We start from the raw sequence: 19810 nt of genomic DNA, 5'->3' as shown, positions 1-19810 counted from the left end.
CTGCACCGGCCACCGGAATTCCACTGCGGACACACGGCGGAATTCCGGCGGACGGGCCTCGGGATCGGTCGCGGGTTCAACGAGCGAGCAGTTCGACCTTCACGTCCGCGGGAAATCCCGTGGTCTCCCCGACACGCCGCGCGAACTCCGTCACGCCTTCCAGTTGCTCCGCTCCGAACCGGAAGTCGAGTGTCGTGAAGTACTCCTCCAGAACGGCCTCGTCGAAGGCCTCCCAGCGGGCCGCCTGCTCGGCGACCTTGCCGACCTCCTCCAGGGACAGGTCCCGCGACGACAGGAACGCCTCGTGCACCTGGCGCGTGATCGCCGGCTCGCGCTCCACGTACTCCTTGCGCGCGGCCCACACGGCGAAGACGAACGGCAGCCCCGTCCACTCCTTCCACATGGCGCCCAGGTCGTGCACCTGCAGGCCGAGCCGCGGGGCGTCGTGCAGGTTGGCCCGCAGCGCGGCGTCCCCGATGAGGACGGCCGCCTCGGCGTCCTGCATCATCAGGCCGAGGTCGGGCGGACAGGTGTAGTAGTCGGGCTGTACGCCGATGCGCTCGGCCAGCAGCAGCTGGGCGAGCCTGACCGACGTACGGGACGTCGAGCCGAGCGCCACCCGGCGGCCGTCCAGCTGGTCGAGCGGCACCTGCGACACGATCACGCAGGACATGACGGGGCCGTCGCAGCCGACGGCCAGGTCGGGGAAGGCGACCAGCTGGTCGGCGGCCTTGAGGAACTCGACGAGGGTGATCGGACCGATGTCGAGGCGGCCCTGCACCAGCCGCTCGCTGAGCTTCTCCGGGGTGTCCTTCGTGAGCTCGAAGTCGAGCAGGGAGCCGGTCCTGGCAAGCCCCCAGTACAGAGGCATGCAGTTCAGGAACTGGATGTGGCCCACGCGCGGACGGGTGCGCCGCGCGGCCTGGGGAGTCTCGGGAGAATTGTCCACATCGGTGAGGCTAGACCCCATGAGGTACGGTGCAGGCTCCGGGTCACAGAGCGTCCCGGTCAACCCAGAACGGGCCTCCGTCAAACCTCCGGGTGACGTGATCTTGCCCTCTATTGCTTTCGGCTGCCTGCGTGCTAGGCTCGCCGCAAGTTGCAGTTTGGTTTCCCTTGCAGTACAGAGCCTGCGGAGCATGTAACCGCGGGCTCTCGTCGTTTTCAGACTTTTGCAGTTGTTTGCGCATTTGCAGGTTCTGGAGCAGGGCGACCCTTTGGCCCATAGGAGGGCTTATGGCTACCGGAACCGTGAAGTGGTTCAACGCTGAAAAGGGCTTCGGCTTCATCGCCCAGGAGGGCGGCGGCCCGGACGTCTTCGTCCACTACTCGGCGATCAACGCGAACGGCTTCCGCTCCCTCGAGGAGAACCAGGCCGTCAGCTTCGACGTCACGCAGGGCCCGAAGGGTCCGCAGGCGGAGAACGTCACCCCTCAGTAGTAGTGGTGGCTTGATCCGGAACCTATAGCAGTACCCAAGGAGCCCCGCGCCGTAAGGCGAGCGGGGCTCCTGCCTTTTTCCCGGCTCGCCCCGCTAGGCCAGCGCCAGCGACACCGCGGCCTCGGCGTGCAGGCGGGCCGTGGGGAACAGGGGTACCGGGCTGTCCGACTCCGTCACCAGGAGCTCGATCTCCGTGCAGCCGAGGACGATGCCCTGGGCGCCCGCCGCGACCAGTTCGGCGATGACCTTCCGGTAGGCCTCGCGGGAGTCCTCCCGTACGACTCCGAGGCAGAGTTCCTCGTAGATGACCCGGTGGACCAGGGCCCGGGAGTCCGCGTCCGGGGTCAGCACCTCCAGGTCGTGGGAGGCCAGGCGGTCGCGGTAGAAGGCCTGTTCCATGGTGAAGGCGGTGCCGAGCAGCCCGACCCGGGTCAGCCCCGCGGAGCGCACCGCGTCGGCCGTGGTGTCGGCGAGGTGCAGCAGCGGTACGGAGATCGCCGCGGACACCTGGTCGGCGACCTTGTGCATGGTGTTCGTACAGATCAGGACGAGATCCGCGCCCGCGGCCTCCAGGGAGCGGGCCGCGCCGGCCAGGATCTCGCCGGCCTCCGCCCAGCGGCCGGCGACCTGGAGCTCCTCGATCTCCGCGAAGTCGACCGAGTACAGGACGCAGCGGGCCGAGTGCAGCCCGCCGAGGCGTTCGCGGGTGCGTTCGTTGAGGAGTCGGTAGTACTCGGCGGAGGACTCCCAGCTCATGCCGCCGAGCAGGCCGATGGTGCGCATGCCGGGATGCTACGTGTGCTGCATGACCAGGACGCAGGTGGAGCCCGGCTCCAGGGCGCGGCAGGTGTGCGGGATGTCGCCGGGGTACGAGAGGTAGTCGCCGGGGCCGAGTTCGACGGGGTCGTCCTGGGGGCCCGCGAGGATCCGGCCCGTGCCGACCACGAGGTGTTCCGTGGTGCCGGACATGTGCGGCTCGGAGTCGCGGGAGCTGCCCGGTTCGACCTGGAGGAAGTAGAGGTCGCGGCGGGCGCCGGGCGGGCTGGTGGACAGCAACGTGGCGCTGTAGTCGGCCAGTTCGGAGGGGACCGCGGGGCCCTGGCCCGCGCGGACGACCTGGACCGTGGGGCGCGGCGGGTCGAGGAGGGTGCTCGGCGGTACGTCGAGGGCGACGCTCAGCGCCCACATGGTCTCCAGGCCCGGCTTGCCGTTCGCCGCCTCCAGCTGGGAGAGCGTGGACTTCGCGATGCCCGCGCGCTTGGCCAGCTCGGACAGGGAGAGTCCGGCGCGGGTGCGTTCGCGGCGCAGGGCGGCGGCGATGCGGTCGAGGGGCAGACCGTTGCTGCGCGGGGTGTCCGGCTGGTTCATGGCGAGGCTCCCGTACGACGTCGTTCGCTGCGTCGATCCTATCGTTCGGCTTGACGAACGCACCGGCGGCCGCGCATGCTCACCGATATGCGTTCGCCCTACCGAACGATCAGCCCGACAGAGCGAACACTGTGGGTGCTGGATCGACAACTGGTCCGTGATGTCGCGCTCGTCTGCCTCGCCGACGGCGTCGTCGGCCTGTCCTTCGGGGCCGTCGCCGTCGGGAGCGGACTGCCCGGCTGGCTGCCGGTGGTCATGTCGCTGGTCGTGTTCGCGGGATCGGCCCAGTTCAGTACGGCCGCGGCACTGGCCGCGGGGGGCGGGCCCGTCGCCGCGGCCACGACCGGGCTGCTGCTCAACACCCGGACCGCGGCCTTCAGCCTGGCCGTCGCGGACGCGCTGGGCCGGTCCTGGCCCGCGCGGCTCGTGGGCGCGCATCTGGTCACCGACGAGACCGCCGCGTTCGCGCTCGCGCAGAGCGATCCGGCCAAGCGGCGCACGGCCTTCTGGGTGTCGGGGATCGGGCTGTTCGCCGCCTGGAACCTGAGCGTGGCGGCGGGCGCCGCCGCCGGGGGCGCGCTCGGGGACACCGACCGGTTCGGGCTCGACGCCGCGTTCCCCGCGATGCTGCTCGCCCTGGTGCTGCCCGCGCTGCGGGAGAGCGGGGCGGTACGGCGGGCCGCCGCGGCCGGGGCCGTGCTCGCCGTCGCCGCCACACCGTTCCTGCCGACCGGGGTGCCGGTGCTGCTCGCGCTCGCGGGGCTGATCAGCGTACGGAGGCCGGTGTGAGTGCTCAGCTCGTCGCCGTCCTGGTGCTGGCCGCCGGGACGTACGCCTTCCGGCTCGCCGGGCCCCTGCTGCACGGGCGGGTCGAACTCCCCCCGCGCGTACAGGAGTTGCTGACCACCGGCGCCACCGTGCTGCTCGTCGCGCTGCTCGCCACCGGGGCGCTGATGGCGGGGCACGGGTTCGCCGGATGGGCGCGGCCCGCCGGGGTGCTCGCGGGCGGGGTGCTCGCGTGGCGGCGGGCGCCGTTCGCCGTGGTGGTCGTGGCAGCGGCCGGTGTCACCGCGCTGCTGCGGCTGGCCGGCCTGCCGTAGCTCAGGGGTGCATGCGGGCGCCCTTGAGAACCTTGTCGACCGCGTTCTTCGGCCCGTACACGGCGATGCCCACCAGGTCGAGGTCGGCCGCGCCGACGGCCCGTACCGCCGCGCGGTTGTCACGGTCGTTGCCGGTGCCGAACAGGTCCGCGGTGAACACGGCTCGGGGCAGGGCCCGCTGCAGTGCCTTGCCGTGGGCGGCGGTCAGCGTCTCCTTGCCGCCCTCGAAGACCAGCACCGGCTGGCGGAACATCGGCTGGTACGGGGTGCCGTCGGCGTCCTCGTACGGCTCCCCGATCACCTCGGGGACCTGGGTGCCGAGGCCGCTCACCAGGAACGCGGTCACGTTCAGCCGCTGCCAGGTCTCCAGGTCGTCCCGGAGCAGTACGGCGATCTTGGTGTCGAAGCGGACGGGGGCCTGGTCGACGGCGGTGGTGGCGGCGGTGTCTGTGCTCATGGGTCGAGACTGCCGCCCGGGGCGCCGCCTCGTCTTGTACGTTCTTTGCATGGCGGGACGCGGAAACGATCTGGAGCGGATCACCGCGTGGCGCCCCGAGGTGAAGGGCGTCACGGAGGTCTTCCACGCCCACTTCACGCACCACGCGTACCCGATGCACGTGCACGACACGTGGACGCTGCTGATCGTCGACGAGGGCGCGGTCCGCTACGACCTGGAGCGCCACGAGCACGGCACCCCGCTCGGCACCGTCTCGCTGCTGCCGCCGCAGGTCCCGCACAACGGCTCGGCCGCGACGCCGCACGGCTTCCGCAAACGCGTCCTGTACCTGGAGGCGTCGGACGACGGCCCCCTCGACACCTCGTTCATCGGGGCCGCGGCCGACAGTCCCGACCTGGTGGATCCGCTGCTGCGGCACCGGATCGGGCAGCTGCACACCGTGCTGGGCCGGCCCGGCGACGAGTTCGAGGCGGCGGCGCGGCTGGCGCTCGTGGGCGAACGGCTGCGGGAGCGGCTGCGGGCCCAGGGGGCCGGCCCGCGTCCGCCCGCGCCGGACCGCCGGGTGGCCGACCGGCTGCGGCAGCTGCTCGACGCGCGGGTCGTGGACGGCATCGACCTGGAGGAGGCCGCGGCGCTGGTGCACGCGCATCCGGCGCATCTCGTGCGGTCGTTCAGCGCGGCGTACGGGATCGCGCCGCACCAGTACCTGATGTCGCGGCGCGTGGACCGGGCGCGGCGGCTGCTGCTCGCCGGGCGGGCGGTCGGTGACGTGGCGACGGACGTCGGCTTCTACGACCAGTCACATCTGACCCGGCACTTCAAGCGGGTGGTGGGGGCACCGCCGGGACGCTATGCGCGGGCGGCGGGACGGTCCGTGTCGCCGGGGCACTGATGCGTTGCCGGGTGCGGGTGGTGGGGGCCGGGTGGTGGGGGCCGGGTGGTGGGGGGCTGGTCGCGCAGTTCCCCGCGCCCCTGAGGCATGCGCTCCGCGCAGCCTCCCCTGGGCGAGCGGAGCTCGCTTCCAGGGGCGCGGGGAGCTGCGCGAGAAGCCCCCCACGGACCCGCACCCGCCGACGAGACCCCCGTCACTCCCCCTCCCGCGGCAGGAACACCCCCGCCAGCACCGCGGTCGCGCACAGCACGCCCCCCGCGATCACCAGGCTCACCCGCATTCCCGGCAGGGAGAACCCGCTGCCGGCGACCAGTGCTCCGAACAGGGCCACGGCCAGCGCGCCACCGGTCTGCCGCAGCGCGTTGAGCAGCCCCGAGGCGATCCCGGCGCGCGGTCCGGGGACGGAGTCCATCAGCATCGCGGTCAGCGCGGGCACCGTGAACGCCCCGCCGATTCCGGCCGGTACGAGCAGCAGCAGGAGCAGCCACATCGGCGTACCGGACGTGAGCGGCAGCAGGACGAACATGGCGAGCGCCAGGACGAGTTGGCCGGTGACGATGACGGAGCGGCGGCCGAACCGTTCGGCCACGCGCGGGGAGATCAGGTTCGAGACGGTGGTGAGCGTGGCGACCGGGACGAAGACCAGGCCCGCGGCCAGACCCGACATCCCGCGCGCCTGCTGCAGGTACAGGCCGAGCAGGAAGACCAGACCGTAGAAGGCCAGGTTCACGGCGAAGCCGACGGCGAGGGAGACGGCCACCGCACGCTGCCACAGCATCGCCAGCGGGACCAGCGGAGCGCGGTGGCGCTTCTCGACGGCGTAGAAGGAGAGGGCGGCGGCCACCGAGACCGCCAGCGCGCCGAGGACCGGCGCCGAGGTCCAGCCCGCGTGCCCGCCCTCGATCACGGCGAAGGTCAGCCCGGCCAGCGCGAGGACGGCCGTGACCTGGCCGGGGACGTCGATCGGGGCAGGGCGGCGCGGCGACGGCGCGACCTTGGCGAGGAGCGCCAGGATCGCCGCGCCGACCGGCAGGTTGAGGAAGAACACGGCCCGCCAGCCGACCGTCTCGGTGAGGGCGCCGCCGAGGACCGGGCCCGCCGCCATCGCGACCGAGCCGCCGACCGCCCACAGGGCGATGGCCCGCCCGCGGTGCCGCGCGTCGTCGTAGGCCTGCCGGATCAGGGACAGCGAGGCCGGCATCACGACGGCCGCCGCCGCGCCCTGCACCACCCGCGCCGCGACGAGCGCGCCGATGCCGGGGGCGAGGCCGCAGGCCAGTGAGGCGAGGGTGAACAGGGCGACACCGTAGGCGTAGGCGCGGCGGGCCCCGGCGCGGTCGGCGAGCGCGCCGGCCGACAGCATCAGGCCCGCGAACAGCAGCGTGTAGGCGTCCACCACCCACTGCAGGCCGGTCATGCCGCCGCTCAGCGACGTGCCGATGGCGGGGAGCGCGATGTTCACCGCCGAGACGTCGATGGAGATGACGGTGAAGCCCAGCAGGGCGGCGACGAGGGCGACGGCGGCGGGCGGCCGGCGCTCGGGGGCCACGTCGGATCGGGCGGCGGCGGGCCGGACGGCGGTGGGGGCGAGAGTCACACGAATCTCCAGGTACGGGTCTCGTACGGGCCCCGGGCGGGACTCCTACGGGCGAGTGGGCGGGGGCCACGGTCCGCGGACCTGTGACGTGCACTCCCTGGGACCGAGGCCCCGGCCACTCGCTACGACGACCACTCTGGGACCGGCGGCGGAAAGGTGGCAGGCCGCGCCTCACCGGGGTGCCGCGTTCCTGGTCCTGACACGGCCCCCCACCGCGCCCGGCGATCATGGAGAATGAACGCATGGCCGAGACAACGGAATTGGGCAGGTACCTCCGCGCCCGCCGCGCCCAGGTCACCCCGGCGCAGGCGGGCCTGCCCGCGGGCACGGGCCTGCGGCGCACCCCTGGCCTGCGCCGCGAGGAGCTGGCGACGCTCGCGGGCGTCAGCGTGGACTACTACACGCGCCTGGAGCGGGGCCGCGAGACCAACCCGTCCACCGCCGTGATCGACGCCATCGGCCGCGCCCTGATGCTGCGCGGCGACCCGCTGGAGCGCCTCCACGACCTGGCCGAACTGGCCTCGGGCCGGCTCAGCGAACCGCATCCCACCGGTGACGACACGGTCCGCTCATCGGTGCTGCAGATGCTGGAGGCGCTGCGGCCGATGCCCGCGTACGTGGTCAACCGTCACAACTACGTGCTCGCCGCGAACCCGGGCGGCCGGGGCCTGATGCCGGGCCTGTGGGACTGGCCGGCCGAGCAGCGCAGCATCACCCGCTATCTCTTCCTGCACCCGGTCGGCCGGGAGCTGTACGTGCCGTGGGAGGAGACGGTGACCAAGTCGGTCGCGCACCTGCGCGCGATGGCGGGCACCGACCCGGACGACCCGAAGATGGCCGCGCTGGTCGGTGAACTGCTGCTCAAGTCACCGGAGTTCGCGCGGATCTGGGAGCGCTACGACGTGTACGAGCGCAGCGGCGGCACCAAGACGTACGACCACCCGAAGGTGGGCGCGATGACCCTCACGTACGAGGTCATGCAGCTGGCCCGCACGGGCGGCCAGCGCCTGGTGGCCTACCAGGCGCCGACCGGCTCCCCCGACGAGGCGGCCATGCTGAAACTGGACCCGCAGGCCCACTAGACCGGTGGACCGGTGGACCGGTGGACCGGTGGACCGGGGCCTAGGCCCGTTCCAGGATCGCCGTCACACCCTGGCCGCCCGCGGCGCAGATCGAGATCAGGCCGCGGCCCGAACCGCCCCTCTCCGCGAGCAACTTGGCGAGCGTCGCGACGATCCGGGCACCGGTCGCCGCGAACGGGTGGCCGGTCGCGAGCGACGAACCGGCCACGTTCAGCCGGTCCCGGTCGACCGGCGCGAGCCCCTGCTTCTCCCAGGCCGCCAGGGTCGCGAGGACCTGCGAGGCGAACGCCTCGTGCACCTCGACCAGGTCGAAGTCCTCGATGCCGAGCCCGGCGCGCTCCAGCATGCGCGGCACGGCGTACGCGGGCGCCATCAGCAGCCCGTCGCCGCCCCCGCCGGTCACGTCCCCGCCCACGAAGTCGACGGCCGCCGTCTCGTACGCCGTCAGGTACGCCAGCGGTTCGAGGCCACGCTGCCGGGCCCACTCCTCGCTCGCCAGCAGCACCACGGCCGCGCCGTCCGTCAGCGGCGTCGAATTGCCCGCCGTCATGGTCGGGTGGGGGTCCTTGGTGCCGAACACCGTTTTGAGGGTGGCGAGTTTCTCGACGGTCGAGCCCGGGCGGAGATTCTGGTCCCGCTCAAGTCCCTTGTAGGGCACGACCAGTTCGTCGAGCAGGCCCCGGTCGTACGCCGCCGCGAGCCGCTGGTGGCTGGTGGCGGCGAGCTCGTCCTGCGCCTCGCGCGCGATGCCCCATTCGCGGGCGGTGACGGCGGCGTGCTCGCCCATCGACAGGCCGGTGCGCGGCTCCGCGTTGCGCGGGATGTCGGGGACGAGGTGCTGGGGCCGGATCCGGGCGAGCGCCTTGAGGCGGGCACCGGCCGACTTCGCGCGCCGGGCGGCCAGCAGGATCTTGCGCAGGTCGTCGTTGACGCCGAGCGGGGCGTCGCTCGCCGTGTCGGAGCCGCCCGCGATCGCGCTCTCGGTCTGCCCGAGGGCGATCTTGTTGGCGGCGGCGATCACGGCCTGCAGACCGGTGCCGCACGCCTGCTGGATGTCGTACGCGGGCGTGCGCGCGTCCAGTGCCGAGCCGAGCACGGTCTCGCGCGCCAGGTTGAAGTCGCGGCTGTGCTTGAGGACGGCACCGGCCACGAACTCGCCCACGGCGCCCGGCTCGTGGAGTGCGCAGCGGCCCACGAGGCCGTCCAGTGCCGCCGTCAGCATCTCCTGGTTGGACGCGGTCGCGTACGGGCCGTCGGAGCGCGCGAACGGGATCCGGCTGCCCGCGACGACGGCGACGCGGCGCGGCACCCCCGTCGGCGCCGGGGTTTTCGCGGTTTTCGCTGGGGCCATCTCGACAACTCCTGACTACTGAGTAACCTTACTCCGAAGTAAATTTACGACCGAGCAGGGAGTTGGACAATGGCCGACCGCTATCTGAACTTCACCGGCACGGCCCCGGGCCGCTTCCTGACCAAGCGCCTCGGCCTGCCGCAACCCGCGCAGCTGCGCCGCTACAGCGCCGAACACCCTTCCCTGGAAGGACAGTTGCTGCACTTCACGGCGGGCCGATCGGCACACCGGAAGGAGCTGTCGGCGATCCTGGCCCGGACCGGCCTGGAGGTGCGCGGCACGCTCGCCGGGACAACGGAGGGCACGGCGCGCCCCGCCGCGGTCGTCGTGGACGCCACCGCCGTCGCCGACGTCGACACACTCGCCGAGGTGCACGCGGCGCTGCACCCGGCCGTGCGGTCCATCGCGGCGGGCGGCCGCGTGGTCGTGCTCGGCACGCCCCCGTCGGCCGACGACCACCACCAGGCGGCGGTCCAGCAGGGCCTCGAAGGCTTCGTCCGCTCCCTCGGCAAGGAGATCGGGCGCGGACGCACCGTGAACCTGGTGCGGGTGGCGGGTCCGATGGCGGCCGCCGAGTCGACCCTGCGCTTCCTGCTGTCCCCCAGGTCGGCGTTCGTCAGCGGCCAGGTCGTCGAAGTAGGCGCCGGCGACTCCGAGTCGAAGGTCCCCGAGGACTGGGCGCGGCCGCTCGCCGGGCGCACCGCGCTGGTCACCGGCGCCGCGCGCGGCATCGGCGAGGCCGTCGCCGAGACGCTCGTCAGGGACGGCGCGCGGGTCGTGCTCCTCGATGTGCCCTCCGCCGAGGCCGAGTTGGCGAAGGTCGCGGAGCGGCTCGGCGGGCGAGCGCTGCCGCTGGACATCACGGCCGAGGACGCGGGCGAGCGGATCGCCGAGTTCACCGCGGAGTCCGGGGGCCTGGACGTCCTCGTGCACAACGCGGGCATCACCCGTGACCGGCGGCTCGCCAACATGCCCGCGGAGCGCTGGAGTTCGGTTCTGGAGGTCAACCTCGCGAGCGTGCTGCGCACCACGGACTCCCTCCTGAAGGCGGGCGCGATCCGGCGCGGCGGCGCCGTCGTCGCCACGGCGTCCATCGCCGGGATCGCGGGCAACACCGGCCAGACCAACTACGCGGCGAGCAAGGCCGGCATCGTCGGCCTCGTCCGCTCCCTCGCGCCGCGCGCCCTCGCCGAGCACGGGGTCACGGTGAACGCGGTCGCCCCCGGCTTCATCGAGACCAAGATGACGGCCGCGGTCCCGCTGTTCATCCGGGAGGCCGGGCGGCGCATGAACTCCCTCGGGCAGGGCGGGCTTCCGGTGGACGTCGCGGAAACGACGTCGTGGTTCGCCTCCGCGGGTTCCGGGGCGGTCAACGGGCAGGTACTCCGGGTCTGCGGCCAGAGTCTGCTGGGAGCGTGACCCGTCCCGGGCCACCCGGACGACGGGTGCCCCGCGCTCCTTCCGCCCTCGCGTCTGCCGGGTCCCTGTTGCGTGGGCGGCTGCGGGCCGGTGGGGGCTTCTCGCGCAGTTCCCCGCGCCCCTGAGGCATGCGCTCCGCGCAGCCTCCCCCGGGCGAGCGGAGCTCGCTTCCAGGGGCGCGGGGAACTGCGCGACCAGCCACGACGAAACCCGCGCCCTCCCCTCCCACCCGGAACCCCCGCGGCGAGCCGCACCCACCCCTCACCCCAAGGATCCCCACGTGACCTCACCCCCGTCCCTGCTCCCGTACATGCTCCGCGGCGCGGCCCTCTCCCCGCTCAAGCGGCCGAAGGCAACGGCCCCGCTGCACGACACGACGGCACGGCTCCCCGGACTCCGGGTCGAGGCGGAGCACCTCGCCGCGTACGAGCGCGTCTGCGCCTTCCCCACCGGCCGCGACGAACTCCCCGTCACCTACCCGCACATCCTGGGTTTCCCGCTGGCCATGCGGCTGATGTCACGACGCGCGTTCCCGCTGCCGCTGCTCGGGCTCGTGCACACCTCGATCGGCATCGACCAGCACCGGGACCTCTCCCCCGGCCACAGCTACGAACTGGGCGTCCGCATCCCGGAGTTGCGCCCGCACCGGCGCGGCACGGAGGCCGTGGTCGTCACCGAGCTGCGCGCCGCCGGCGAGCCCGAACCCGTGTGGGAGTCGACCAGCACGTACCTGGCCCGGCACCGGACGGACACCCCGGCCCCCGACACCGCCGAGCCGGCCGCGGGGCAGCTCCCCCGGGTCGCCGAGTGGCGGCTGCACGGTGACCTCGGACGCCGGTACGCCGCCGCGTCCGGCGACCGCAACCCCATCCACCTGCACCCGCTCACGGCCCGCGCCTTCGGCTTCCCGCGCGCCATCGCGCACGGCATGTGGACGGTGGCCCGCTGCCTCGCGGAGTACGGGGCGCACGGGCCCGTCCACGTACAGGCGCGCTTCAAGGCGCCGGTACTGCTGCCCGGGAGTGTCGTCTACGCGGCGCGGGGCCCGGCGTTCGAACTGCGGGCCGCCGAGGGCGAGCGGGTGCACGTCACGGGCGAGGTCACGCCGCTAACGCGCTGACCAGCGCCGCCCGTCCATCAGGTTGCCCAGCCCCGACCAGGCGAAGTTCATCATGGTCGTCGCGGCCTCCTTCGCCGAGACCGACGGATCGGTGTTGGCCCAGCCGGCCAGCGCCTCGGCCGCGCCGACCAGGGCCTGGGCGAGGCCCGCGACCTCCCGCTCGGCGAGCTCCGGATCGCCGTGCGCCTCCCGGGCCGCCTCCGCGATCAACGACGTCACGAACGCGACGATCTCGTCCCGCATCGCCCCGACCTCGGCCACGAACGGCTCCCCGCCCGACCGCGCCTGGGTGTGCAGCACCGCCCACCCGTCGGGATGCTCGGCGGTGTGCGAGAAGAAGGCCGTGAGCCCGTCCCAGAGCTGCAGGTCGTAGGCGGTGCCGGGCCGCACCCCGGCCCGCACGGCGGCGACCAGCGCGGCGGCCTCCCGCCGGATGCAGGCGGTGAACAGGTCTTCCTTCGAGTTCAGGTACAGGTACACCAACGGCTTGGAGACACCGGCGAGTTCGGCGATCTCGTCCATCGAGGCCGCGCGGTAGCCGCGCTCCCCGAAGACCCGTACCGCGGCGTCCACCATCTGCCGCTCGCGCTCGGCCCGCGGCAGCCTCCCCCGCGCCTTCGGCCTCTCCGCGGCCCCGGCACCCCCGTCCTGCCGTGCCACCGCCCCAGCCTTCCTGTCGCCGCCCACCCCAGCCGCCTTTCGTCCACACGTCGTGCGCCCCTCACCCTACGGAACGCCCCGCTCCCCGCCCCAGGGCGACCACCGCATCCCGCGCCGCGGCCAGCGAGGCATCGGCCCTGCCGCGCTGCCCGGCAAGCCTCGGCACGAGCCGCGCGAGCTGCATCTCGGCCCGCACGAAGTGCAGCCGCTCGGCCGCCACCCCGAGCCGCAGGGATCAACTGCTCCGCTCACCGGCAGGGCTTCGACCGTCACAGCGCCTGCGCGCAGGGATCGGGAACCTTCACGATCACAGACCTGCGCACCCGCAAGAAGCTGGGAACGATGAAAGTCAGCATCGCGCAGAAAACCGTGCTGGCCGCACGCGACGGACGAACCTGTACCCACACCCTCACCCTGCGACCGACCTCCACGTCCGGCCTGGCCAAGGCCGCCACCGCGACGATCGGCTTCGACTGCGGGCACGGCACCAACGCCTGCACCGCATCCCGGCAGCCCCGCGGAAACTGACGCTACGTCAACCCATCACCTTCACGTTCACCCTCACCTCACCCGGCACCAAAGCACCGGGTTGCAGGTGACGCAGTTTGCGCGGCTGCTAAAGGGCGGTGCGTGAGCGGGGCGGCAACGGGGCCTTGCGGAGCTGGCCGTGGGGACTTCGGCTGGCCGTGCGTGTCCTGGCGGTGGCCGTGTACTACCGCACGAACCTGACCATGCGGCAGCTCGGGCCGCTGTTCGGAATCTCCTCCTCGACCGTGTGCCGGGTGGTCCAGCGGCTGGGCCCGCTGCTGGCCCTGGAGCCCGTTTCCCGCCCGGCCGACGCGGTGGACCGGCTGTGGATCGTGGACGGCACCCTGGTCCCGGTCCGCGACCGGCACGTCGGATCGTCCTCACTGTGTCATCGCGGTCTCGGTTTGGGGCAGTGCGGGGTGCGCGGCCGGGCCCCAACCGGCCAGGTAATCAGCGCAGTTGGCCTCTTCGCCGTAGGGTCTGCTGTCGAGGGGGAGCCCCTCGCTCGGCGGGGGAAGGGGGAACCATGGAGATCTATGCCCACTGGCTTGATGGTGAGCATCTGCGCGTGTCCGGGTGGGGTCCGCAGGACACGTCATTGGCCGTCATGCTGAAGATCCAGGCCCTGTTAGGGCACACGGTGGTGCTGAGCGACGTGCAGCTCATCGACAGCCATGCGGTACAGGCGCTGTTCGAGACGGAGGACTTCCGGTCCTTCGTGCGCGGCTGCCCGTCGTTCCTGCGCTGCACCACCGCCGCTCCGGTCGGCAGCGACCCCTTCGTCCTGGTCACCACCGGCCTGCACCGCGCCCTGGAGCCCGGCTGGCTCTCGTCTTCGTTCGACACGGCAGAGCCCCTGGTCAGGCTGTCCGAAGCCGTTCTGGAGCGCGGGGAGGCGAATCCCGGGCCGCTGTTCGCGCGGGGTACCGCGCTGGGCGCACGCTACGAGGAGGGCGGAGTAATCCGGCGCAGGCTGGAGGCCGTGGCCTGGACCCTGCATCACTTCTCCCGTGAGGCGGGAGTGCCGCTGGGCACGAGCACCGTGACGCGCCCCTGCTCATACCGCGACGTGTTGGAGGAGGTGGCGGAGTTGCCGGGGCTCCCCGGCCACGACTACGCCCCAGTGGAACGCACCCTCGCCTATCTCGACGAGCACGTGGAGCCGTCGAACCGGCACCGCAGGGCCGTGCTCTTCGCCCAGCTAGAGGCCACGGACCCGCCACACCGGACGGCGATGTGGAACACCGCGACGCAGGCCTGGAACGCAGCGGTGCAGCGGACGCTGGGCACCGACGGGGCGTCCCCGCGGTCGCTCCCGAAAGCGGCCGACATCGGCCTCTACCTCGGGCGTCCGACGGACGCGCTCTTCGAGCCCGCCAGCCCCGGAGCCACAGCCCCTGCGGAACACGGGATGGCCCCGGGCAACCTGGCGGCGGTCGCTGAATTGGGCTGGCAGGACATCGCGAAGATCCGACAGGACGAGGTCGTGACCCGTCGGCGCGACGCCTTCCAGGCGGCGCTGCGCTCCGGGGACGCGGCGGCGGCCGACGGCGCCCTCCCCGCACTGCTCCGGGCGGTCCGGCGGAAGCTGCCGACCTCCGGAGAGCGGTCCGGGCGGCTCGCCTGGGCCACGGCCGAGACCGGCCTCGGGCTCGCTGGCGCGGGGCTGGCGCTTGGCACCGGCGAGACCCTCGGTCTCGTGGGACCTGCACTGGCGTTCGGCCTGGCGGCCGAGCGGCTGCTTCGGGGCGGCCGCAACCGGTCGCACATCGTCAACACGCTGATGACGGCGGGTGGAAGAGGGACCTGGGCCCGGCGCGGCGAAGCTTGACAGGGCGCTGGGTGCCGGGCGGGTCGAGCGGTCGGCACTTCTGCCGTGATATACGCCTCAGGCGGCGCTGAACCTGTGGGCACGGCCGCCGCGCTCCTACGAAAGGCAGGGGCGTTGGCGGTGGCGGCCGGGTGCGCTGGCCGACCTGGGATGTGTCGAAGACCTCGGCGTCGTGACCTGCGTTCACCCACACGGTGATGCCCTGGTCATGCACGACCACGTTGAACGGCGACTGCTCCGGCTCCGCCTCGGTCACCACCGTGAACTCCTCACCCGGACGCATCCAGTGATCGGTTCCCCACGGCTAGCCCCACAGAGAGACCATGCTGCTGGTCTCGTTGCTCACGCTCGTCTTGGACACGCTCGCACCCTGACCAGCAACATGATCGGCCGGACAAGTCCTAATCGCCCCACCACCAACGCAACGTGCCCCGCACCAATCCGGGTGCGGGGCACGTTCCGTACGAGCCGGGGGACGTCAGGCGGCGGCAGCCACCGCCGCCTGCGGCTCGTCCACGGGGGACGCCGTCACCGCGTTGTACGCATCGCGGTCGAGGATCTTCTCCCGCGAAGCCACGATCAGCGGGGCCACAACTTGGCCGGCGACGTTCGTGGCCGTCCGCATCATGTCCAGGATCGGGTCGATCGCGAGGAGCAGGCCCACTCCCTCCAGCGGGAGGCCGAGGGTGGAGAGGGTCAGGGTGAGCATGACCGTCGCGCCGGTGAGGCCGGCGGTGGCGGCAGAGCCGATCACCGAGACGAACGCGATGAGCAGGTACTCCTTGACGCCCATCTGGACGTCGAAGAAGTTCGCGACGAAGATCGCGGCGATCGCCGGGTAGATCGCGGCGCAGCCGTCCATCTTGGTGGTCGCGCCGAACGGGACGGCGAAGGAGGCGTAGTCCTTCGGGACACCGAGGCGGATCGCCGACTGCTGGGTGACCGGCATGGTGCCGACCGAGGAGCGGGAGACGAACGCCAGCTGGATCGCGGGCCAGGCGCCCTTGAAGAACTGGAGCGGGTTCAGCTTCGCGACGGTGCCGAGCAGCAGCGGGTAGACGCCGAACAGGACCAGGGCGCAGCCGACGTAGATGTCGGCGGTGAAGGTCGCGTACTTGCCGATCAGGTCCCAGCCGTACTGGACGATCGCGTTGCCGATGAGGCCGGCGGAGCCGATCGGGGAGAGCTTGATGACCCACCACAGGGCCTTCTGCAGCAGCTCCAGGATGGACTCGGAGAGGGTGAGGACCGGGGCGGCCTTCTCACCGATCTTCAGGATGGCGATACCGGCGACGACGGCCATGAACACGATCTGCAGCACGTTCAGCTCGGTGAACGGCGTGATGACGTCGGTCGGGATGATGCCGGTGAGGAAGTCGATCCAGGAACCCTGGGTGTCGGCCTTCGCGGCGTCGGCGGCCGAGAGCGACGTGCCGTTGCCGGGGTTGGTCAGCAGGCCGATGGCGAGGCCGATGACGACCGCGATCAGCGACGTGATCATGAACCAGAGGAGGGTGCGGCCGGCGAGCCGGGCGGCGTTGTCGACCTTCCGCAGGTTGGTGATCGACACGAGGATCGCGAAGAAGACGAGCGGCGCGACGGCCAGCTTCAGGAGCTGGACGAAGATGCTGCCGACCTTCTCCAGGGTCGAGCCGAGCCAGGCGACGTCGGCCGTGCGGGCGACGTAGCCGAGGACCAGACCGATGACGAGGCCGAGCAGGACCTGCGCCCAGAACGGGATCTTCGGTATGCGGAAGCCGGACTTCTGGTCGGCTGTGGGGGTGTTCGCGGACACGGGGGCACTCCAGTGAGGGCGCGCGGGGACAAGGCGGGGAAGTACGGGACGTACTGGAGCGGCGACCACGAGAAGAGGTCAGCGGCGCCGCTGCATCGGGAAGGTCGCGTCAGGCGCGACAGGCCGCGGACATGCAGCGGCAGAGATCGACATGCAGGCGCGCCACGAGCGGAACGCTCATGGTGATGCGGGGCGCGGCCGGTGTCTTCATGTCGGGAACGTTAACACCAGCGCTTTGGGAACATCAAAGGGCTTCTTTGGGGCAGGTGCGCTGCCCGCATGCCCCTTAAGCCGGATTTACCTTGAAAACACAGGCGGCCCCGACACCTGTGCGGTGTCGGGGCCGAGGCCTGCTGTGACGTAACTTACGCGGAACTCACACGGGTCCCGTACGGGCTCACGCGCCCTGCGCGCGGGCGGCGTCGTCCGCTTCGTCCTCCATGGAGCGGTTGGCGTCCATGTTCGCCTTCGCGCGGTCCACGCGGGCGACGATCTTCTCGGAGGCCCGGTCGCGCTCCTTGCGCAGCAGCACGAAGCTGAGCGGCGCGGAGATCACCAGGGCGAGCAGCGCGATCCAGAGGTAGTTGGAGCCACCCAGGCCGCGCGGGACGATGCCGGTGGCGACGAGACCCCAGACGACGAGGAAGCAGCCCACGAAGACCCCGAGGCGCATCAGCGTGTAGCGGAGCATCTCAATCCACTCTTCCGTTGCGAAATGGTCCCCCCAGTGAAGCACGGCGCCGGAGAACCCTGTTGAGGGGTCCCGCGTGTAATGGTTAAAGTCGCCCTATGCCACTTACTTTTACGCTGGATCCGGCCGTCGATCCGGCCCTGCGGGACGGGGTGCTCGCCCTCTGGGCGGACGTCTCGAACGCCGGCGGGGCCGTCGGTTTCGTCCCGCCCGTCACGCCCGACGACATACGCCCCGAGCTGGTGAAGCACCTCGCCGGTCTCGTGGAGGGCCGCACCCGGCTGCTCGTCGGCCACGACGAGAACGGGACGGTCGCCGCGACCGCGTTCCTGGCCTTCAACCCGCACCGCCTGATGAAGCACCACCTGTGGCTCTACACGGTGATGGTCCACCCCTCCCACCAGGGCAAGGGCTACGGCCGCGCCCTGATGGCGGCCGCCGAGGACGCGGCCCGCGGCTTCGGCGGCATCGAGGCGCTGCGGCTGACGTGCCGCGGCGGCACGGGCGCGGACCGCTTCTACGCGGCGTGCGGCTACAAGGAGGTGGGCCGCATCCCGGGCGCGATCCGGGTGGCCCCGGGCGACGACCGCGACGACATCCACATGATGCTGCCCCTGCTCTGAAGCCGCGCGAAGGCCCCGGTCCACAGGGAACCGGGGCCTCGGCGCGCACTCGGCGGGGAACTCAGATCCGCATCGGCTGCGGCGCGTCACGGCGGCCCGGATCGGAACCCTCGTACTCGCGGATGATCTCGTAGCGCGTGTTCCGCTCGACGGGCCGGAACCCGGCGTCGCGGATGAGGTCGAGGAGGTCCTCGCGGGTCAGCTTGTTCGGCGTCCCGTAGTTGTCCGCGTCGTGCGTGATCTTGTACTCGACGACCGAGCCGTCCATGTCGTCGGCGCCGTGCTGGAGCGCGAGCTGCGTGGTGTGCAGGCCGTGCATGACCCAGAAGCACTTCACGTGCGGGACGTTGTCGAACAGCAGGCGGGAGACCGCGAAGGTCTTGAGCGCCTCGGCGCCGGTCGCCATGGTCGTGCGCGCCTGCAGGCGGTTGCGGACCTTGCCGTCCTTCATGTCCACGAAGTCGTGCTGGTAGCGCAGCGGGATGAAGACCTGGAAGCCGCCGGTCTCGTCCTGCAGCTCACGCAGGCGCAGCACGTGGTCGACGCGGTGACGGGGCTCCTCGATGTGCCCGTAGAGCATGGTGCTCGGGGTCTTGAGGCCCTTCTCGTGCGCGAGCCGGTGGATCCGCGACCAGTCCTCCCAGTGGGTGTCGTGGTCGACGATGTGCTGCCGGATCTCCCAGTCGAAGATCTCGGCGCCGCCGCCGGTCAGCGACTCCAGGCCGGCCTCGATCAGCTCGTCGAGGATGTCGGACGCGGAGAGGCCCGAGATCTTCTCGAAGTGGTGGATCTCGGTGGCCGTGAACGCCTTCAGGCCGACGTTCGGCAGCGCCTCCTTGAGGGCCTTCAGGGAGCGCGGGTAGTAGCGCCACGGCAGGTTCGGGTGCAGGCCGTTGACGATGTGCAGCTCGGTGAGGTTCTCCGACTCCATCGCCTTGGCGAGCTTGACGGCCTCCTCGATGCGCATCGTGTACGCGTCCTTCTCGCCCGGCTTGCGCTGGAACGAGCAGTAGGCGCAGGAGGCGGTGCAGACGTTCGTCATGTTGAGGTGGCGGTTGACGTTGAAGTGAACGACGTCGCCGTTCTTCCGCGTACGCACCTCATGGGCGAGGCCGCCGAGCCAGGCCAGGTCGTCCGACTCGTAGAGCGCGATGCCGTCCTCGCGGGACAGCCGCTCTCCGTCCGAGACCTTCTGCTCCAGCTCGCGCTTGAGCCCTGCATCCATGCCGGTACCTCTCCTCACCACTTCGGAACTCCGCCCACGGTACGCCTACGCGCTCACACCTCTTCGGGAAGCTCCCCGACCCGGTTCTCCCACTTCGTGGAGAGGACGATGGTCGTGCGCGTGCGGGAGACGCCCTTGGTGCCGCTGAGGCGGCGGATCGTCTTCTCCAGACCGTCGACGTCACTGGCCCGCACCTTGAGCATGTACGAGTCGTCGCCCGCGATGAACCAGCAGTCCTCGATCTCGTGCAGGTCCTTCAAGCGGTGCGCGACATCCTCGTGGTCGGCGGCGTCGGAGAGCGAGATGCCGATGAGCGCGATGACCCCGAGGCCGAGCGAGGCGGAGTCGACGGTGGCGCGGTAGCCGGTGATGACCCCGGCCGCCTCGAGGCGGTTGATGCGGTCCGTGACGCTGGGCCCGGACAGGCCGACGAGCCGGCCCAACTCGGCATACGAGGCGCGGCCGTTCTCGCGCAGGGCCTGGATGAGCTGCCTGTCCACGGCGTCCATAGGTCCATAGCCTTTCATTATTCAGCGTTGACGCGAGTTTACGTGTAGAATCTAAGGCTAGCGGGGGCGACACCCCGCAAGTTCTAAAGCCCAGTCAGCGGATCAGCGAAGATCCATCGATT

General features: G+C 71.7%; 21 protein-coding genes and 1 pseudogene. 11 read left to right on the top strand and 11 right to left on the bottom strand.

All coding sequences use genetic code 11. The annotated features are described in order from the left end of the window. Positions 1-76: 76 nt before the first annotated feature. Entirely contained in the window at positions 77-970 is an 894-nt protein-coding gene (locus B072_RS0101880; RefSeq protein ID WP_051127060.1) for a menaquinone biosynthesis protein, read from the bottom strand. Positions 971-1236: 266 nt separating this feature from the next. On the opposite strand from B072_RS0101880, the gene B072_RS0101875 reads away from it, so the two are divergent. Then, positions 1237-1440: a cold-shock protein gene (locus B072_RS0101875; protein WP_018528239.1), complete on the top strand. Its 204-nt coding sequence runs from the start codon at positions 1237-1239 to the stop codon at positions 1438-1440. Positions 1441-1533: 93 nt separating this feature from the next. Here the strand turns inward: B072_RS0101875 and B072_RS0101870 are convergent, their stop codons facing one another. Then, a complete protein-coding gene (locus tag B072_RS0101870) occupies positions 1534-2223 on the bottom strand; it encodes an aspartate/glutamate racemase family protein (protein ID WP_018528238.1) in 690 nt (229 codons plus the stop codon). Positions 2224-2232: 9 nt separating this feature from the next. Continuing rightward, on the bottom strand, positions 2233-2808 hold the full coding sequence (locus tag B072_RS0101865) for a helix-turn-helix domain-containing protein (RefSeq protein WP_018528237.1): 576 nt from the start codon (positions 2806-2808) through the stop codon (positions 2233-2235). Between the two features lie 87 nt (positions 2809-2895). Here B072_RS0101865 and B072_RS0101860 point away from each other — a divergent pair, with 87 nt between their 5' ends. Further along, a complete protein-coding gene (locus B072_RS0101860) occupies positions 2896-3597 on the top strand; it encodes an AzlC family ABC transporter permease (RefSeq protein WP_026245359.1) in 702 nt (233 codons plus the stop codon). Beyond that, on the top strand, positions 3594-3908 hold the full coding sequence (locus B072_RS0101855) for an AzlD domain-containing protein (protein ID WP_018528235.1): 315 nt from the start codon (positions 3594-3596) through the stop codon (positions 3906-3908). The genes B072_RS0101860 and B072_RS0101855 overlap by 4 nt, the downstream gene beginning before the upstream one ends. Position 3909: 1 nt before the next feature. On the opposite strand, the gene B072_RS0101850 is transcribed toward B072_RS0101855, so the two are convergent. After that, entirely contained in the window at positions 3910-4365 is a 456-nt protein-coding gene (locus B072_RS0101850; RefSeq protein WP_018528234.1) for a DUF2000 domain-containing protein, read from the bottom strand. Between the two features lie 49 nt (positions 4366-4414). Between B072_RS0101850 and B072_RS0101845 the strand changes: the two genes are divergently transcribed. Further along, the gene (locus tag B072_RS0101845; protein ID WP_018528233.1) at positions 4415-5257 is read left to right on the top strand and encodes a helix-turn-helix transcriptional regulator; all 843 of its coding nucleotides are present in this window, start codon (positions 4415-4417) and stop codon (positions 5255-5257) included. Positions 5258-5450: 193 nt separating this feature from the next. Here B072_RS0101845 and B072_RS0101840 read toward each other — a convergent pair whose 3' ends face one another. Next, on the bottom strand, positions 5451-6854 hold the full coding sequence (locus tag B072_RS0101840; RefSeq protein ID WP_018528232.1) for an MFS transporter: 1404 nt from the start codon (positions 6852-6854) through the stop codon (positions 5451-5453). Positions 6855-7096: 242 nt separating this feature from the next. Here B072_RS0101840 and B072_RS0101835 point away from each other — a divergent pair, with 242 nt between their 5' ends. Continuing rightward, entirely contained in the window at positions 7097-7936 is an 840-nt protein-coding gene (locus tag B072_RS0101835) for a helix-turn-helix transcriptional regulator (RefSeq protein ID WP_018528231.1), read from the top strand. 40 nt (positions 7937-7976) lie between these two features. Here B072_RS0101835 and B072_RS0101830 read toward each other — a convergent pair whose 3' ends face one another. Further along, positions 7977-9287: an acetyl-CoA C-acetyltransferase gene (locus B072_RS0101830; RefSeq protein ID WP_026245358.1), complete on the bottom strand. Its 1311-nt coding sequence runs from the start codon at positions 9285-9287 to the stop codon at positions 7977-7979. A 69-nt stretch (positions 9288-9356) separates the two neighbouring features. On the opposite strand from B072_RS0101830, the gene B072_RS0101825 reads away from it, so the two are divergent. Further along, positions 9357-10706 carry a 3-oxoacyl-ACP reductase gene (locus B072_RS0101825; protein WP_018528229.1) on the top strand — a complete coding sequence of 450 codons (1350 nt, stop codon included), beginning with the start codon at positions 9357-9359 and terminating at the stop codon, positions 10704-10706. 280 nt (positions 10707-10986) lie between these two features. Then, entirely contained in the window at positions 10987-11826 is an 840-nt protein-coding gene (locus B072_RS0101820) for a MaoC/PaaZ C-terminal domain-containing protein (protein WP_018528228.1), read from the top strand. On the opposite strand, the gene B072_RS0101815 is transcribed toward B072_RS0101820, so the two are convergent. After that, positions 11815-12402: a TetR/AcrR family transcriptional regulator gene (locus B072_RS0101815; RefSeq protein ID WP_078506268.1), complete on the bottom strand. Its 588-nt coding sequence runs from the start codon at positions 12400-12402 to the stop codon at positions 11815-11817. The genes B072_RS0101820 and B072_RS0101815 overlap by 12 nt on opposite strands. A 426-nt stretch (positions 12403-12828) precedes the next feature. Between B072_RS0101815 and B072_RS47990 the strand changes: the two genes are divergently transcribed. The 3 genes and pseudogenes from B072_RS47990 to B072_RS0101795 all read left to right on the top strand — a co-directional run bounded on the left by B072_RS47990 (position 12829) and on the right by B072_RS0101795 (position 14845). Then, a complete protein-coding gene (locus tag B072_RS47990; RefSeq protein WP_158689130.1) occupies positions 12829-13014 on the top strand; it encodes a hypothetical protein in 186 nt (61 codons plus the stop codon). A 61-nt stretch (positions 13015-13075) separates the two neighbouring features. Further along, positions 13076-13409 (top strand): annotated as a pseudogene (locus B072_RS46120) (helix-turn-helix domain-containing protein); the annotation flags it as partial. 131 nt (positions 13410-13540) lie between these two features. Continuing rightward, positions 13541-14845, top strand: a complete 1305-nt coding sequence (locus B072_RS0101795) for a hypothetical protein (protein WP_018528223.1) — start codon at positions 13541-13543, stop codon at positions 14843-14845. A gap of 478 nt (positions 14846-15323) precedes the next feature. On the opposite strand, the gene B072_RS0101790 is transcribed toward B072_RS0101795, so the two are convergent. Next, positions 15324-16640 carry a dicarboxylate/amino acid:cation symporter gene (locus tag B072_RS0101790; RefSeq protein WP_018528222.1) on the bottom strand — a complete coding sequence of 439 codons (1317 nt, stop codon included), beginning with the start codon at positions 16638-16640 and terminating at the stop codon, positions 15324-15326. A gap of 397 nt (positions 16641-17037) precedes the next feature. Beyond that, entirely contained in the window at positions 17038-17331 is a 294-nt protein-coding gene (locus B072_RS0101785) for a DUF4229 domain-containing protein (protein WP_018528221.1), read from the bottom strand. 98 nt (positions 17332-17429) lie between these two features. Here B072_RS0101785 and B072_RS0101780 point away from each other — a divergent pair, with 98 nt between their 5' ends. Continuing rightward, complete coding sequence (locus B072_RS0101780; protein ID WP_026245356.1) at positions 17430-17954, top strand: GNAT family N-acetyltransferase; 525 nt, start codon at positions 17430-17432, stop codon at positions 17952-17954. Between the two features lie 61 nt (positions 17955-18015). Here the strand turns inward: B072_RS0101780 and mqnE are convergent, their stop codons facing one another. Together mqnE and B072_RS0101770 are read right to left on the bottom strand one after the other, a co-directional pair. After that, positions 18016-19179: an aminofutalosine synthase MqnE gene (gene mqnE, locus B072_RS0101775; RefSeq protein ID WP_018528219.1), complete on the bottom strand. Its 1164-nt coding sequence runs from the start codon at positions 19177-19179 to the stop codon at positions 18016-18018. 53 nt (positions 19180-19232) lie between these two features. Next, positions 19233-19688 (bottom strand): Lrp/AsnC family transcriptional regulator, encoded by a 456-nt coding sequence (locus tag B072_RS0101770; RefSeq protein ID WP_018528218.1) that lies wholly within the window; start codon positions 19686-19688, stop codon positions 19233-19235. Positions 19689-19810 lie beyond the last annotated feature (122 nt).

This window comes from Streptomyces sp. HmicA12 (assembly GCF_000373565.1).
GTDB lineage: Bacteria > Actinomycetota > Actinomycetes > Streptomycetales > Streptomycetaceae > Streptomyces.
Note: the sequence above shows the minus strand (reverse complement) of the source record. Positions and strands in the feature narration are given on the sequence as shown.